This is a genomic window from Capsulimonas corticalis (assembly GCF_003574315.2).
In the GTDB taxonomy this organism is placed as follows: domain Bacteria; phylum Armatimonadota; class Armatimonadia; order Armatimonadales; family Capsulimonadaceae; genus Capsulimonas; species Capsulimonas corticalis.
In genome coordinates this window covers 4,369,533-4,384,594 of the sequence record NZ_AP025739.1, presented here as the reverse complement: position 1 = coordinate 4,384,594, position 15,062 = coordinate 4,369,533, and the positions used below count along the sequence as shown (strand labels likewise).

Sequence of the window (15,062 nt, the reverse complement as noted above, 5' to 3'; positions counted from 1 at the left end):
GCCCGCAAACGAACCGTAATTCGTTTGCGGGCGATTTCATAGCCCTCAATATGGAGCGAGCTTTCAGAACATATAACTCGCCTGCACGATTCCCGCAATGGCGGCAATGAGCAAAAATAATCGGCGGCATGTTGTTAGGCAAAACATATCGTTATCCTCCAAGCGGAGACTTCGTATTCTATGGATTAGACCCCATGAGAATAGCGAATGTTCCGGCGCTCGACGAGAATTCGCGAGCGCCGGAAGCCGACTTTCATCAGTTGACGACGAAGTTATTCACGGCCCAGCATTTGCCGGCGGGCGTGATCACCTTGAGCTTGGCCGGGCCGGCGGCCATGGCGGGGACAACAAAGGTGATCGTCGTATCATTCACCACAGTATACGATGCTGCGGGGATGTCGTGCAGATAGACGCCGGTGGCGCCGGTCAGGTACTGGCCGGTGATGGTGACGACGGTTCCAGCCGCGCCGCCGGCGGGCGTGAAGCTGTAAATGACGGGCGCGTTCACGGGAGCCGAATCGTCGTTGACAATCGTCCCGACGCCCTGGCCGCCGATCAGCGTCGCGCCAACGGCGTTGGACAAGTTCACCGTGAACGTTTCGTCGGGCTCCGGAACCGTGTCGCCGAGGATCGGAACGGCGATCGTCGCGGAAGTCTGCCCGGCGGGTATGATGAGCGTCCCCGAAGTCGCGGTGTAGTCCGATCCGGCGGCGGCCGTCCCGTTCGCGGTCGTGTAGGAGACCTGCGCGGCGGCGGCGCTGGGGCTGGCGAGCGTGACGGTGAAGATCATGTTTTTGACGCCCGAGTTGCCTTCGGAAAGACTGGCGCTGCTGATGCTCATCGGCGGCGCCGCGGCGGCCAACCCCGAATTTTCATGAGCGCCGAGATCGATCGCCGCGCCAAGCGTGGGGCGCGGGATGACGTTCAGGTCGGACATCAGCTCAAACTGCGGATCGAACAGGCCGGCGACGGCCGCGTTCTGAGCGGTCCCCTTGTCGATACAGTAAGCGGTCTTCGCCAAACGGAAGTCCAGCGCCGAGGGATTTACGAAGCCGGGATTGTCGACTCCATTAGCGTCGCCGAAGTGCTGCATCGCCCATCCGGTGACCAGTCCGCCCAGCGGTCCCTGACCGGTGTAGTAGGCGAGCTGCGTTCCTGGGCTCACATAGTTCGCGGTCATATCCAAAAACGGGGTGTTATCGGTCGCCATCATCGCCAGGACGGCGGGCGCAGCGCCGGGCGTCACCGGCAGGCTCGCGAAGATGTTGTTGCGGCAATCCACCCGCTCCACGCTGTCCACGCCGGTGTAGTAGCGGTACGGGAAGACGAAAACGACGGTGCGCCACCAGGCGTTGTATGGGGCCTGGTTGACGACGGTGTTGTTATAGAAGTACAGTGTGCCCTTGCGATACATGCTGTAATCCGTGTCCAGTCCGCCGTAGTTGATCAGATAGGCGGCGCCGGTGGGTCCGTTGTAAAATGTGTTGCCGTAAATCCAGGTTTTGTCGTAGTTAGGCAGCGTCGCGATATACTTGTCGCTCTGCGCCTCGATCAGATCCAGGCAATCCGACGGGCCGCTCTCGATATTGTTGTACCGAATGACGAGATTGGACGAACGGTCTTTGATGGCGTCGGCGACGGACCCCGTGATGACGGGGCCAATGTGATTGTATTGATAGGTGACGCCCGCCGCTTCGGTATAGCAGTTGTGGCAGCTGGCGTCGCCGGAAACGCCGTTGTGGTGAATATCGTTGTGCTCGATCAGAATGTTGGCCGACAGCGCGTCGGTATTGTACTTGGAGTTGACGAAAAGGCCCAGGGCGTTATCGGTGAGCTCGCACCCTCGGATCGTGATATTCTGGCCGCGTTCGACATTGATTCCCGCCGTGAAGCGTGCGTAGTTCTGCGTGGTGCCATCCGGTGCCTGAAACGAGTATGGAGCGCGGGCATGAATGATTTTGAGATTCTCGATATCGATATACGATGGAATGTAGGGATAGACAAACCCGGCGCGCGGGCTGACCATCACCGCGCCGTTGCCGTAGAGCCCGCTCCAGCAGTAATTGATATTCGCCGCTTCAACCGCGCCGTCCGAGTCCAGTACGGGCAGCTGCTGCGTGGCGGGATCGGGAACGCCATGCACCACGATATGCTGCGCCGCCGTGCCGCTCTGCGACAGGAGGATATGCTCCTTGTACGGCGCCGCGCGCCAGTGGATGTTGACCACGTCGCCCGGCTGAAGCGCGCTCCACGGAACAGAGGACAGCGTGGTGTAAGCATAGGCGGGACCGACATCGTAGGTCGCGGCCGAGGCGAATGCGCCTCCCATGGCGCAAATTCCGGCGGCGACGGCCGTCGCGAGTATCGTCTTGTGTAATTGCGGCATTCTGAATTCTCCTCGATCATCGATGATTGCGCCGCCGCCGCGCCGCATCCACGGCAGACAGGAAGCGGCGACGGCGGTGACGAACGGGAGTATAGGCGTCGACGGTGAGAGGGACGTGAGGCCCGCGTGAGATTTATGCTCGCACGCAATTTGGTCAATCGCGAAAAATCTCACGATTATCTCACGATCCCGCGCTATGATCAGGAATATGAACGCCGACGCAGTAAAGAGGGCGACCCAATGACCACCGAACAAAAAGAGTTGATCGTGCAAAGTTTCCGCAATGTCAAGCCGCAGGCCGCAGACGTGGCGGCGGCGTTCTACGAACGGCTATTCACCCTGGACCCTTCGCTTCGACCGATGTTTTTGGGAGATATGAAGGCTCAGCAAAAGAAGCTGATGGACGTGCTGGCGACGGCGGTCGACAGCCTGGAGCGCCTGGATGAACTCGTCCCTGTCCTCTGGCAGCTCGGCAAGCGCCACGGCGGCTACGGCGTCAAGGATGAGCACTACGACACGGTCGCATCCGCGCTCCTCGGCGCGCTCGAAGCGAAGCTCGGCCCCGAGGCGTTTACCCCCGCCCACAAAGCGGCCTGGACAGATGTATACACTCTGATGGCGACGACGATGAAACAAGCGGCCGCCGAAGGCGTGGTGGCGCGCGGCGGCCGATAGGCGATGAGCGCCTGGCGCCTGCGGGGTCTTCATTGGGGCAGGTTTTTGTACGGCAAATTTCACCGGGTGGCATGCCGGCGCTTGCGTTATCGAAGAACCGAGGAGGTCTGGGGCGTCTTCCATTCCTAGCGCCGCGCGAGGGCCATCCAATCCGCCCGAGGGCCATCCAATCCGCCCGGCTAAACTCGGCAGGAAAACCGCCTTGCCTCGTCGAACAACCCACCATCGTCCTGTACTACCCGCTTCACCTTATGGACACATTACCCCAACCCATTCTCCAGATTCAGCTGCTCGGCGGCCTTCATGTCCCCTGTCCGGACGGCGCGAATGCGCGGTTTGAGACGCGCCGGGCGGCGTCGCTGCTCGCGTTTCTCGCGGTGCATCGCCGCCGGTCGCATCCGCGTGAGGAGCTGATTGAGATGCTTTGGCCGGACGAAGACGCGGACGCCACGCGGATTCGGTTCCGGCAGGTTCTCACGACGCTGCGGCGGACTCTGGAATCGGCGTGCCCAGACATGTCGGATCTCCTGATCGCCGACCGCGTTTCCGTGCGCCTGAGCGCCGATGTCTCCACGGATGTCGCGCAGTTTGAAGACGCGCTGACCGCCGCTGCGCGGTCCGAAGCGCCTGAGACACGCGCCGCCGCGCTGCGCCGCGCGGTGGACGCTTACGGCGGAGAACTGCTCCCCGGATATTATGACGATTGGGTCCTGGGCGAGCGCCGGCGGCTGGAGGAAGATTATCTGACGGCGCTCAACCGTTTGACCCAGGCGCTGAGCGACGGCGGGGACAACAGCCAAGCGCTGGAGTACGCGCGCAAGGCAGTGCGACAGGATCCGCTGCGCGAGGAGGGGCACGCCGATCTGATCCGGCTGCTCGCCGCCGACGGACGCATTGCGGACGCCCTGCGGCAGTTTCGGGAGCTGGAGCAGATCCTTTGGAAAGAACTGCGCGTGACGCCGGGCGCGGAGATCCAGGCGCTGGTCGAGCCGCTGCGCAGCGCCCCCACCCTGGTGTTCGCCCCCGCGCCGGCGGTCACCGCCGCTGTATTGGAGAGCGCGCCGGCGCCAGAGGACACGCCAGACGGCGACATAACGACGCGGCGCGAGATTCCACTGCCGTCGCTGGGCAGCCTGCCCGCGCGGCTCACGCGATTTTTCGGACGCCAGACGGAGATCGAAACCCTTTCCGTCCTGCTCACTTCGTCACTGGAGGATGCGCCCAACACACGGCTGCTGACTCTGGTCGGACACGGCGGATCGGGGAAAACGCGCCTCGCGCTGGAAGTGGCCCGGCGGGCGTCGGCGCACTTCCCCGGCGGCGTCTGGTTCACCCCGCTCGCCGATGTGGACAGCGCGGGGATGATCGTTTCTGCGATCGCCGACTCCCTGCGTCCCGGCCCGCCGCCGGACGGCGATCTCTGGGAGCACTGCCTGTCGCGGCTCGGCGCCGGGCGAACCCTGCTGGTGCTCGATAGCATGGAGCATCTGGTGGACGAAGGCGCGCAGACGATCTGTTCGCTGATGGAGCAGGCGGCGGGCTTGACCTGCCTCGTCACGTCGCGCCGCCGGCTGAACCTGGGCGGCGAGCAGGACTATCCCGTCGCGCCGCTGCCGGTCCCGGAGGAGTTTGAGGAGCCCGACCTCGCAGCCCTGACCCCGAGCATGCAGCTTTTTCTGGACCGCGCGCGGCAAGTCAGCCCACAGTTCACGCTGACCCGGACGAATCAAGCGACGGTGGCGGCGCTCTGCCGGCGTCTGGAGGGAATTCCGCTGGCGCTCGAACTCGCGGCCGGCTGGGCGGGAGCGCTCACGCCCGCGCAGATGCTGCCGCGTCTTTCGCAGCGCTTCAACCTTCTGGTGAGCCGGCGCACCGATATGGACGCGCGCCATCGGAGCCTGCGCGCGACGCTGGAGTGGAGCTACGACCGCCTCGCCCCGGAGCTCCAGCACTGCTTTGCACAGCTGGGCGTGTTTCGGGGAGGCTGGACGCTGGAAGCGTCGGAAGCTGTCTGTGAAGAGCCGCAGGCGTTCGATATCCTGAGCCAGCTGACCCAGCATTCACTGCTAATCACGGAGACGCATGGGGAAGATATCCGCTTCTTCATGCTGGAGACTTTGCGTGAATACGCCTGGGAGCTGCTCCCGGCGGATCAGCGCCTGCCGCTCGGCCGCCGTCACGCGTCCTGGCACCGGGCGATTGCCGAAGAGGCCGCGCCGAAGCTGACCGGCCCCGATCAGATCGTCTGGCTGGACCGTCTCGAGTCCGAATCCGACAACCTGCGCGCCGCCCTCCAATGGTATCAGCGCGATGGCCCGGGGCGCACGCCGGAGGATGGCGAGGCCGGCCTGAGCCTCGCCGGGTGCCTCTGGCGTTTTTGGGACGTTCGCGGTCATCATGAAGAAGGGCTTCGGTGGCTGGAGACGTTCCTGACCAATGGGGAGGCGCCGCCGACTCCGGCGCGCGTCCGCGCGCTGGAAGCCGCCGGCTGTCTGGAGCTCGCGCGGCGTCACCACGAACTCGCCCGAACCTGGCTCGAAGCCGCCGTCACTGCCGCCCGCGCGCTCGGCGATCCGCATCGTCTCGCGAGCGCGCTGTGCAGCCTCGGGGAATCACTGTGCGACGGCGCCGATATCGACGCCGCCGCTTCGGCTTTCACGGAAAGCCAATCGCTGTTCCAGAGCGCCGGCGACCATTACGGCTCGGCGCGCACCCTCGCCGGCGGCGCGCGCATTGCGCTGCGCGAGGGCGATTTCAAGATCGCCCAGTCCCTCGCCGACCGCAGCGCGGCGATGCACCGGATCGCGGGAAACCTCAAAGGCATGGCCGGCGGCGTCCACATGAACGGCGTCGCCTCCCTGCGTCTTGGCGATCACACCACCGCCCGCAAACGCCTCACCGAAAGCCTCGCCCTCTGGCGCCAGCTGGGCGACAAGCTCGGCATCGAACAAGCCCGCGAAGATCTGGGCGCTTGTCAAGCGTAAGGCGCCGCTTGCGCCTCGGATCGGTCTTATTTCAACGCCAGCGTGGACAGAATGTGCGTGACGGCGGCGACGGCGAATAAGCCGCCGACATACGCATTCACCAGCCAGTTTCCGCGCACGCGGCCGGCCTCCCCCGTCTCCCACTCCCAAATATCCGGATCCGACGCCTGCGCCTGCGCCGCCATTGCTTGATCCTGCGTCACGAAATTATTGTCCATGGAACTTCTCCTCCAGAAGCGCTCAGGTGATGGAAGGAGTTTAGCGCCCCATGGTGAGAACAGCGTGAGACAGGCGTGATTTTTTTCCCACCCAGCAAAAAAGCCCCTGCCGAATGCATTCGGCGGGGACTTCATCACAGCGTCTTGAGGGGCGGAGCTACATCTTGTGCATCATCTTGTCATGCATCATGTGGCCGCGCATCTTCATGTTGTGCTTCATCATATGCCCGTGCATCTTCATGTTGTGCTTCATCATGTGCATATGATGGCGCTTGTGCATCATGCGGTGATGCATCATATGGGAATCGGCCATTACGGCGGAGCCGGCCGCGCCCAGCAGCGTCATTGCGGCGACGGCGGTCGCGATCAGACGGGTGTTCATGAGGATTCTCCTTGGGCTTCGGTTCTCCGATCGCCACAGCAATAGATACCCAAGGCGCGGTGGTTGAAACGCATTGGCTTGCAATTGTTACCAGAAATACACCTGCGCCCCGGGACGACGATCGCGGACGCGGCGCGACGGCCGCAAAACGGGGAAGTTTTCTGTTGACAAACGGCGTTATTCTTCTTATAATGCCTTTACCCAAACGTGTGGGGGAGGTTAGAATGCACTCAAATTACTTATTTTCCCGGATTGGCGTCGGCGCCGCGATTCTGCTCGCCAGCTCCGTCGCGGGCGGCCATGCGGCCGACGCGCAGGGGAACGCGCCGGCGGTGGACCGGGTGGAGCCGCCGAGCTGGTGGGCGGGATCGACGATGAACCCGGTCCGAGTTCTGCTGCACGGTAAGAACCTGGCGGGCGCGAAGGTGACGGCGGGCGGAGGCGTCTCGGCGCGCAGCGTGAAGGTGAATGGGAACGGCGATTATGTCTTTGTCGATCTCGCAATCGACAAAGACGCCGACCCGGGCGCGAAGTCACTGAAGGTTACAACGCCGGACGGGACGGCGACAGCCGCGTTTGAAGTTACAGCTCCTCTGCCGGCCGCCGGCCGCTTTCAGGGATTTTCTCCCGATGATGTGATCTACCAGATCATGCCCGACCGGTTCAGCGACGGCGACGCCGCGAACAACGATCCCGCGATCGCGAAGGGGCTGTACGGACGGAGCAATCCCCATCTTTATCACGGCGGCGATTTCCAGGGGATCATCCAGCATCTGCCTTATCTGAAGGACCTTGGCGTGACCGCGATCTGGATCACTCCCGTCTATGAAAATGTGCATCACGTCAACACGCTCCAGGCGGACGGGACCGCGCCGTACAGCGATTACCATGGCTACGGCGCGATCAACCAATACGGCGTCGAGCAGCACTTCGGCGATTTGGCGGGCATGCGGGAGCTGGTGGATCGAGCGCACGCCATAGGCGTTAAAGTCATTCAGGACCAGGTCGCGAACCACGTCGGCCCGTATCACGCCTGGGCGAAAGATCCGCCGACGCCGACATGGTTCACCGGCACGGCGAAGTCTCATGGGAACAACACGTATCAGATCTGGACGGTGATGGACCCGCATGGCGCGCCGGACGAATCGGCGGCGACGCTTGGCGGCTGGTTCGCGAACGTCCTCCCCGATCTCAACCAGAACGATCCTGAAGTCGCCCGTTATGAGATTCAGAACGCGCTCTGGTGGGTGGGCATGACCGGGCTCGACGGCATCCGGCAGGATACAATGCCTTACGTCCCGCGCGCCTTCTGGACGCAGTGGTCGACCGCGATCACCCGCCAGTATCCGCATGTTAACGCCGTGGGGGAAGTGTTCGACGGCGATTCGTCGCTCGTTTCCTATTTCCAGGGCGGCCGAAAAGGCCCCGACGGCGTCGACACCAAGATGGATTCGCTTTTCGACTACCCGCTCTACTTTCCGCTGCGACGCACGTTCGCGCAGGGCGGCTCGTTTCACGACCTCGCCGTGGACGAAGCCCATGACTGGCTCTTTCCGCACGCCGACCATCTGGTCACCTTCCTCGGGAATCACGACGTCAAGCGCTTCTCCAGCGAGGATGGCGCCACACCGGCGGGCCTCAGTCTCGCTCAGACATTTCTCATGACCAACCGGGGCATTCCGCTGGTCTACTACGGCGACGAATTGGGCATGAAGGGCGGCGACGATCCCGATAACCGCCAGGACTTCCCCGGAGGCTTCCCCGGCGATCCCCGCAGCGCCTTTACGGAAGCCGGACGCACGCCCCAGGAACAGGAAATCTGGTCGCATCTGCGCAAACTCGCTCACCTGCGCGCCGACCTAGCGCCGCTGCGCCGAGGCTCGCAGATGACGCTCACCCAGACCGACAAACAATGGGCCTACGCACGCACGCTCGGCGGCGACACTGTCATCGTCGCCCTGAACAACGACACAAATCCCGCGACGTTCACGATCCCCGTCGGGGCGACCAATTTGAGCAATGGGGTAACGCTGACGGACCGCCTGGGAGCGGTCGGGGCAGTGACGGTGAAGGATGGAGGATTGGCCGTCACGCTGCCCGCGCGGACAGGAGCGGTGTTTGTAAAGTAAGGGAATCGCGCAAACTCACCCAGGCGCTTCGCCGCTGGGGTGAGTTTGCCACGAACGCCCTCCATTAAACCGCCTTGCGCGGCGGCCCTGTACTGCCGTTCTCTTCCAGCTTAGGCTGGAAGAGGACCTGACGCTTCTCGACCGGTTCGCCCTGCACCATCTTCGCCAGCAAATGCCCGGCGTGGGAGGCGACTTCGTTGAGGCGCACGTTCAGCACCGTGAGGTGCGGCGCGACGAGGCGCATGAAGCGGGCGTTCAGGCAGGTGATGAGGCTGATGTCCTCGGGTATCCGCAGACCGGCTTCCCGGATCGCGCGCTCGGCGCCCAGAGCGCTGATCTCGTCCTCCGCAAAGACGGCGGTGGGGAGGTTGGGTTCCTGGAGACGCTGGGCCAGAGACGTGTAGAGCCCGGTCTGGTGGTGAACGTCGTCACGATACTCCAGAGTGGCGTGCAGGCCAAACTCATCGCGCGCCCGGCACATTCCCTGGAAACGCCCTCGCCCCACCATCAAGTCCTGCCGGATGTTGTAGAACAAGATACGGCGGTGGCCCAGCGCGTAAAGATGCTTGACGGCCTCGTAGCCGACGGCGGAGTTATCCATGCCGACCGCCACCGTATCGGGCTTGGGCGATGAGCCGCGCACGACATACGGCAAGCCTGTCTGGTCTAAGATCGCCGGGCGGAGGTCGTCGACGAACATATCCGTGATGATGAGGCCGTCGCAGGTGTGCGAGCGGGCGATCTGCTCCATCGCGGCGTTGGGATCGATGTTCGGGCCGCCGCACTGGGCCAGCATCAAGTGAATGCCATATTCATTGAGCGTATATGTCAGCCCGCCGAGGATCTCGTGGTAGTGCGGCGAGAGTTCGTCGGGCGCGTCATGATCTTCCAGGAACGGCGACGCCTTCGCCTTCCGGTCGATCACAATCATCAGCGCGGCCGTATTGGTGCGTCCGCTGACGAGACTTTGCGCCGCGCGGTGCGGACTATAGTTCATCTCGCGCGCCGCTTCCAGAATCCGGTCGCGCGTCGCGGCTCCCACGCTTTTGCCGGCCCGCGCCCGCCCGTTCAGGACGCGCGAGACCTCGGATCGTGAAACCCCCACCCGCGCCGCGATGTCTTCGAGGCGAGTAGGCGTCGACAAACGATTTTCCATGGTGTGTCCTTTGTGCCCATTGCCCCAAACGCGTGGGTAACGAGCGTTCCTGCATTATACCTCGGATTTTCGCCAAAAATAATTTGAAGAATCCAGTATGTTTTTGCTTGACACAGGACCATTTCCATGCTAAACTGGTCTCAGTTACCCAAACGGTTGGGGGAGGAAAATATCAGATGCATTCCTATCAGTTTAACAAGATGACAGAAAATGACGGATCGACGCGAACCCATCGCGGCTTTACATTGATCGAGCTGCTCGTTGTGATCGCTATTATCGCTATCCTCGCCGCGATCCTCTTCCCGGTGTTTGCGAAGGCTCGCGAGAAAGCCCGCCAAATCAGCTGCGTCTCCAACATGAAGCAGATCGGATTGGGAGTATTGCAGTACTGCCAGGACTATGATAACCTAGTCCCGGCCACGGACCAGTACGGCGGTTCGACCGAGGCATATATCGTCGCCGCGCGGCTTCAGCCCTACATGAAGAGCTTCCAGGTATTCAAATGTCCGGATTCCTCGGCAAGCATGGGAACGATGCAGGCGCAACAGCATGATAACGGCTCTGGTGACTATGTCACGGATCCGGCGACAATCGGTCTCCCAGTATCTAAAGTCGGCGACGCCAAATACTACAACGATGTGTATCCCCCGACCGATTACAAATTTAATCCGTCATTTTATGGGGCAGCAACGCCGCGCTCGTTGGATTCTTCAGATATCTGCTCTCCAAGCCAGGCGTCGCTCGCTATTGACTGGCCGCCGATCGACACCGCATGGCCTGGACCATCTTTCTGGTCATCCCACGGCGGAGCGCCTAAAGGCCGACATACCGACGGCTCCACAGTTATGTTCGCCGATGGTCACGCGAAGTGGTATCCCTTCACCATCCTCTATCCCAACGGGCAGGAGAATCCGGTGCTCAGCTCCAATTGGAATATGTGGGGCTTCTGGTGGGGAGCGCAAAAAGACGGCGGCAAACAGAACGATGACGGCACTTTCAACGCCAGCCAAGGATGTTGACACTTCTCGCTTCGCTAGCCAAGGCGGCCATGGGACATTTCTATTGTCCCATGGCCTCTTTACGTCTTTGCGCCCTTCCAATAGGATAAAGTCACTCCATGAAGACAAATTACATCCGTCTCATCTCTCTCATCGCTTACGCCATTGCCGCCGCTGGCTGTAATCATCAAGTGCAGAGCGTGAGCGCTCCGACTCAGCCGCCGCGCACGATAGAGCAGATACAAAACGATCCAACGCTTTCCCCGGCCGTCAAGGCAATCCAAATACGACAGCTTCAGGATAGCGGACCGCCGCAGCGTCCCCCCGTCTCGCCGGGCGCGCATTGATCGTGGAAGATTTCGCAGCACAAGGGTGGATATGATGCTTAGCGCCAACAAAGTCGTTACCGAAGAGCCGAATGAGCCGCGCGCGCTCCCGTTCTGGGAGCTCTGGAATATGAACTTCGGCTACCTGGGGATCCAGTTCGGCTGGGGTTTACAGATGGCCAATATGGCCGCCATTTACGTGAAGCTGGGCGCGGATCCGGATAAGATCCCGATCTTGGGATTGGCGGGCCCGGTCACCGGCTTGCTGATTCAGCCGATTATCGGCGCGATGAGCGACCGGACCTGGAGCCCGCGCTTCGGCCGCCGCCGTCCCTACTTCACATTGGGCGCGATCCTGGCCTCGATCGCGTTATTTTTTATGCCGTCGTCACCGGCGCTCTGGGTGGCGGCGACGCTGCTCTGGATCCTCGACGCCAGCATCAATGTGAGCATGGAGCCGTTCCGAGCGTTTGTGGCGGATAAGCTGCCGGTAAAGCAGCGCGCCGCCGGCTTCCTGATGCAGAGCTTCTTTATCGGCCTGGGCGCCACCCTCGCCAATGTCCTGCCATGGGTGCTCCACCATCTCGGGGTGGCGGCGCAGGCGGCCAACGGCGTGCCGCTTTCCGTGATGTATTCGTTCCGAGTCGGCGCGGTCGCGTTTCTGCTCGCGATCCTCTGGACGGTGCTGAAAACTCCCGAGGATCCGCCGGCGGATATGGCGGAGTTCGAACGGCGCCGCCGTGAGACGAGCGGCCTCGCCGCCGGCGCGCGGGAGATCGCGCATGCGCTGCGGATGATGCCGATCACGATGCGCCAGCTCTTCTGGGTGCAGTTCGCCACCTGGTTCGGCCTGTCCTGTTTCTGGGGCTTCTTCACGCTGAGCGTCGCGCAGCATGTCTTTGGGGCCACGGACAATAAATCGCCGCTCTTTGACCGCGCCACGGAATGGGCGGGCGTCTGCATGGCCGCGTACTCCGTCGTCTGCTTCGTCGTCGCGCCGCTGCTGCCGGCCGTCACGTCGCGGCTCGGCCGCCCCAAGCTGCACGCCCTGGCGCTCGCGCTTGGCGGCGCCGGCCTGCTGAGCGTCGCCGCAATCCACGCGCCCACGCTGCTGCTGCTCCCAATGGCCGCCTTTGGAATTGCCTGGGCGTCGATCCTCGCCATGCCGTACGCCATCCTTTCCGTGGCGCTGCCGCGTGAGCGTATGGGCGTCTACATGGGGATCTTCAACTTCTTTATTGTGCTGCCGCAGATCGTCTACTCGCTGTTCATGCCGATCGTCATCAAATCGGTATTCCACAGCAACTCTCTCAAAACACTGCTGCTCGGCGGATTCTGCCTGATCATCGCCGCCGCGCTCGCGACGCGGGTGACGGAAGCGGCTCCCATAAGCGATTTGGAGCCGGCGGTGGGGTAGAGATAAGACCCTCCCCGCCCCCTAACAAACCCACCTCGGCGCTTCGCCAAGGTGGGTTTGCACTTTCTTAATCATCGCGCGACAGTTCATATTGCGCTATCACATTGCACCTATCATTATGATCATCAATCACTTCCGCCCCGCCCTCTTCGTACTCGCCGCGCTGCTTGCCGCCGCCGCGCATGGGGACACGACGAAGCCGCTTCCGCCGGCCTTTCTCGACGCCAGCGACAAAGTCGACCTCTGGCTGGAAGAGCCTGTGAGCGCCGCCGATCTCATGGGCCATGTCGTTGTCCGCTGCGGAGCCCGGACGGACGCCGTCTCCGGCGTGGACACGCTCGGGGACGACATGAAGCCGACGGCAGCGCCGAGCCGGCGCGTGCGATTGACGCTAAGCCGGCCAATCAAGCCCGAGGAGCTTGCCCAGACGATGTCCGTGCAGTACGGCGATACGGCCGCGCGGCCGATTTTCGCGCGGGATGTGCTGTCCGAGCCGGCGTACTGTTACACCAAGGAGGACCTGGGGGCAGCCTACACGCCGGCAAAGACGACGTTTAAGGTGTGGAGCCCCGTGGCGTCGTCCGCCGATGTGCTGATTTTCCAAAGCGCGACGGGCGACATGGCGCGCCGGATTCCGATGCAGCGCGGCGCGGCGGGAGTTTGGAGCGCCGCCGCGAGCGGCAACATGGACGGCGCTTTCTATCAGTACCGATTTCGCTCGTACGGCGCCCAGCGCGCGACGCCGGATATCTACGGTCACGCCGCAAGCCCGGACCTGAGCCGGTCCATGGTGGTCGATCTCGCGCGCACGGATCCGCCCGGCTGGCGGGGGAGCGCGGGGCCGCGCCTGCGGCAGCCAACCGACGCGGTGGTCTACGAGATGCATATTCGGGACTTCACGATCGATCCCGCGAGCGGAGTCCCGCCGAAGCTGCGCGGAACGTATCTGGGCGTGGTCGCGCCGGGGACGCATTTGGCGGACGGCTCAGCGCCCACGGGGCTGGCGTACTTGAAAGCGCTGGGCGTCACCCATGTCCACCTCCTGCCGTTCCAGAGTATCAACCCGACACACGCCGGCGGCTACAACTGGGGCTACGAGACGGATCTGTTCAATGTCCCCGAGCCGCGCTACGCGGCGCGTCCCAGCGATCCCGTCGGCGTCATCCGCGATGTCAAAATGATGGTGCAGGGACTGCATCACGCCAAAATCGGCGTCGTGATGGATGTCGTCTACAACCATACCGTCCCCGCGTCGGGCGACAGTTCTCCGTACTGGGCGACAGTCCCCTATTACTATTTCCGAACGAACTTTCAAGGGGATCTTCTCAACGAGTCGGGGGTCGGCAATGCGGTCGACGACGATCATCCGATGGTGCGCAAATTCGTCATCGACAGCTTGAGATACTGGCTGCGGGAGTATAAGGTCGATGGGTTTCGCTTCGATCTTCTCGGAATGTTCTCGCCGGAAACCGTCCGCGCCATTTCGACGCGACTCCATCAGGCTCGCCCCGACATTCTGCTTTACGGCGAACCATGGACCGGCGGCGGCCCAACCCGTTTCGGCAAAGGGGCGCAGCGCGGAACCGGAGTCGCTGTCTTCAACGACAACTTCCGGAATACCCTCCGGGGCGACCTCAATGGCGACCAGGCCGGCTTCGCCCTCGGCGGCGGCGCTTCATTCGACGCCCTGCGCACGGCGATCGAAGGCTCTCCGGACTTCGCCGATGCTCCGACGGAATCCATGAACTACGTCTCGATTCACGACGACATGACCTATCTGGACAAGGTGTTGAAAACCCTGCCCGGCGCCAGCGCCGAGACGCAGCAGCGCGCGCTGAAACTAGCGGGAGCGATGACGCTGCTCAGTCAGGGCGCACCGATCCTTGAAGGAGGCGCGGAAATGGGCCGCACCAAAAGCGGCGTGGCGAACTCGTACAATCGCGGCGACGAAATCAACCAGTTCGACTGGGCGCGCGGCCGGCAATTCGCCGGCGTGTCGAACTATTACGCCGGCCTCATCGCCCTTCGGCGCGCGCACCCCATCTTCCGATGCGCCACACAGAACGATGTCCATCGCACTCTCGCTTTCCTGCCGGAAAGCGCCGTTCCCGCCCAAACCATCGCCTTCACCCTCGACGGCGCTCCAAACGGCGACCACTGGCGCAGCGCCCTCGTGATCTTCCACGGCTCCGCCGCCGCCGCAGCGATAACCCTGCCCGCTGGACCGTGGAGACTCGCCGTCAACAGCGACCACGCAGACTTGGAAGGCGAACAGCCATCCTCAAAAACACTACCGCTCGCGCCACTGTCTGCATACGTGCTTTATCAAGACAGGGTTAAGTAAAAATTCCAGCTCTCTCACAATTCATAGCTTCCGTGAAGGAGTTCACG

At 62.7% G+C, this 15,062-nt stretch carries 11 protein-coding genes; 7 read left to right on the top strand and 4 right to left on the bottom strand.

Features of this window, described 5'->3' with window-relative positions; genetic code table 11:
- Nucleotides 1–256 precede the first annotated feature (256 nt).
- Nucleotides 257–2,386 carry a Calx-beta domain-containing protein gene (locus tag D5261_RS18740; protein ID WP_165864434.1) on the bottom strand — a complete coding sequence of 710 codons (2,130 nt, stop codon included), beginning with the start codon at nt 2,384–2,386 and terminating at the stop codon, nt 257–259.
- Between the two features lie 240 nt (nt 2,387–2,626).
- On the opposite strand from D5261_RS18740, the gene D5261_RS18735 reads away from it, so the two are divergent.
- Entirely contained in the window at nt 2,627–3,061 is a 435-nt protein-coding gene (locus D5261_RS18735; RefSeq protein WP_119323353.1) for a globin family protein, read from the top strand.
- A gap of 251 nt (nt 3,062–3,312) precedes the next feature.
- A complete protein-coding gene (locus D5261_RS18730; protein ID WP_165864435.1) occupies nt 3,313–6,045 on the top strand; it encodes an AfsR/SARP family transcriptional regulator in 2,733 nt (910 codons plus the stop codon).
- Nucleotides 6,046–6,071: 26 nt separating this feature from the next.
- Here the strand turns inward: D5261_RS18730 and D5261_RS18725 are convergent, their stop codons facing one another.
- A complete protein-coding gene (locus D5261_RS18725) occupies nt 6,072–6,263 on the bottom strand; it encodes a hypothetical protein (protein ID WP_119323292.1) in 192 nt (63 codons plus the stop codon).
- 157 nt (nt 6,264–6,420) lie between these two features.
- Nucleotides 6,421–6,645, bottom strand: a complete 225-nt coding sequence (locus D5261_RS18720) for a hypothetical protein (protein WP_119323293.1) — start codon at nt 6,643–6,645, stop codon at nt 6,421–6,423.
- A gap of 224 nt (nt 6,646–6,869) precedes the next feature.
- Between D5261_RS18720 and D5261_RS18715 the strand changes: the two genes are divergently transcribed.
- Entirely contained in the window at nt 6,870–8,774 is a 1,905-nt protein-coding gene (locus tag D5261_RS18715; protein ID WP_165864436.1) for an alpha-amylase family glycosyl hydrolase, read from the top strand.
- A gap of 64 nt (nt 8,775–8,838) precedes the next feature.
- Here the strand turns inward: D5261_RS18715 and D5261_RS18710 are convergent, their stop codons facing one another.
- The gene (locus D5261_RS18710; RefSeq protein WP_119323295.1) at nt 8,839–9,930 is read right to left on the bottom strand and encodes a LacI family DNA-binding transcriptional regulator; all 1,092 of its coding nucleotides are present in this window, start codon (nt 9,928–9,930) and stop codon (nt 8,839–8,841) included.
- A gap of 176 nt (nt 9,931–10,106) precedes the next feature.
- Here D5261_RS18710 and D5261_RS18705 point away from each other — a divergent pair, with 176 nt between their 5' ends.
- The 4 genes from D5261_RS18705 to pulA all read left to right on the top strand — a co-directional run bounded on the left by D5261_RS18705 (nt 10,107) and on the right by pulA (nt 15,015).
- A complete protein-coding gene (locus tag D5261_RS18705) occupies nt 10,107–10,949 on the top strand; it encodes a type II secretion system protein (RefSeq protein ID WP_218025694.1) in 843 nt (280 codons plus the stop codon).
- Between the two features lie 98 nt (nt 10,950–11,047).
- Nucleotides 11,048–11,275: a hypothetical protein gene (locus D5261_RS18700; RefSeq protein WP_119323296.1), complete on the top strand. Its 228-nt coding sequence runs from the start codon at nt 11,048–11,050 to the stop codon at nt 11,273–11,275.
- Nucleotides 11,276–11,306: 31 nt separating this feature from the next.
- Complete coding sequence (locus tag D5261_RS18695) at nt 11,307–12,671, top strand: MFS transporter (RefSeq protein WP_218025695.1); 1,365 nt, start codon at nt 11,307–11,309, stop codon at nt 12,669–12,671.
- Between the two features lie 118 nt (nt 12,672–12,789).
- Nucleotides 12,790–15,015: a type I pullulanase gene (gene pulA / locus D5261_RS18690; RefSeq protein WP_119323297.1), complete on the top strand. Its 2,226-nt coding sequence runs from the start codon at nt 12,790–12,792 to the stop codon at nt 15,013–15,015.
- Nucleotides 15,016–15,062: the final 47 nt, after the last annotated feature.

Excerpts from the sequence above, each read along its gene's own strand:
- D5261_RS18740 (WP_165864434.1), bottom strand. The coding sequence starts at position 2,386 with ATGCCGCAATTACACAAGACGATACTCGCGACGGCCGTCGCCGCCGGA.
- D5261_RS18735 (WP_119323353.1), top strand. The coding sequence starts at position 2,627 with ATGACCACCGAACAAAAAGAGTTGATCGTGCAAAGTTTCCGCAATGTC.
- D5261_RS18730 (WP_165864435.1), top strand. The coding sequence starts at position 3,313 with ATGGACACATTACCCCAACCCATTCTCCAGATTCAGCTGCTCGGCGGC.
- D5261_RS18725 (WP_119323292.1), bottom strand. The coding sequence starts at position 6,263 with ATGGACAATAATTTCGTGACGCAGGATCAAGCAATGGCGGCGCAGGCG.
- D5261_RS18720 (WP_119323293.1), bottom strand. The coding sequence starts at position 6,645 with ATGAACACCCGTCTGATCGCGACCGCCGTCGCCGCAATGACGCTGCTG.
- D5261_RS18715 (WP_165864436.1), top strand. The coding sequence starts at position 6,870 with ATGCACTCAAATTACTTATTTTCCCGGATTGGCGTCGGCGCCGCGATT.
- D5261_RS18710 (WP_119323295.1), bottom strand. The coding sequence starts at position 9,930 with ATGGAAAATCGTTTGTCGACGCCTACTCGCCTCGAAGACATCGCGGCG.
- D5261_RS18705 (WP_218025694.1), top strand. The coding sequence starts at position 10,107 with ATGCATTCCTATCAGTTTAACAAGATGACAGAAAATGACGGATCGACG.
- D5261_RS18700 (WP_119323296.1), top strand. The coding sequence starts at position 11,048 with ATGAAGACAAATTACATCCGTCTCATCTCTCTCATCGCTTACGCCATT.
- D5261_RS18695 (WP_218025695.1), top strand. The coding sequence starts at position 11,307 with ATGATGCTTAGCGCCAACAAAGTCGTTACCGAAGAGCCGAATGAGCCG.
- pulA (WP_119323297.1), top strand. The coding sequence starts at position 12,790 with ATGATCATCAATCACTTCCGCCCCGCCCTCTTCGTACTCGCCGCGCTG.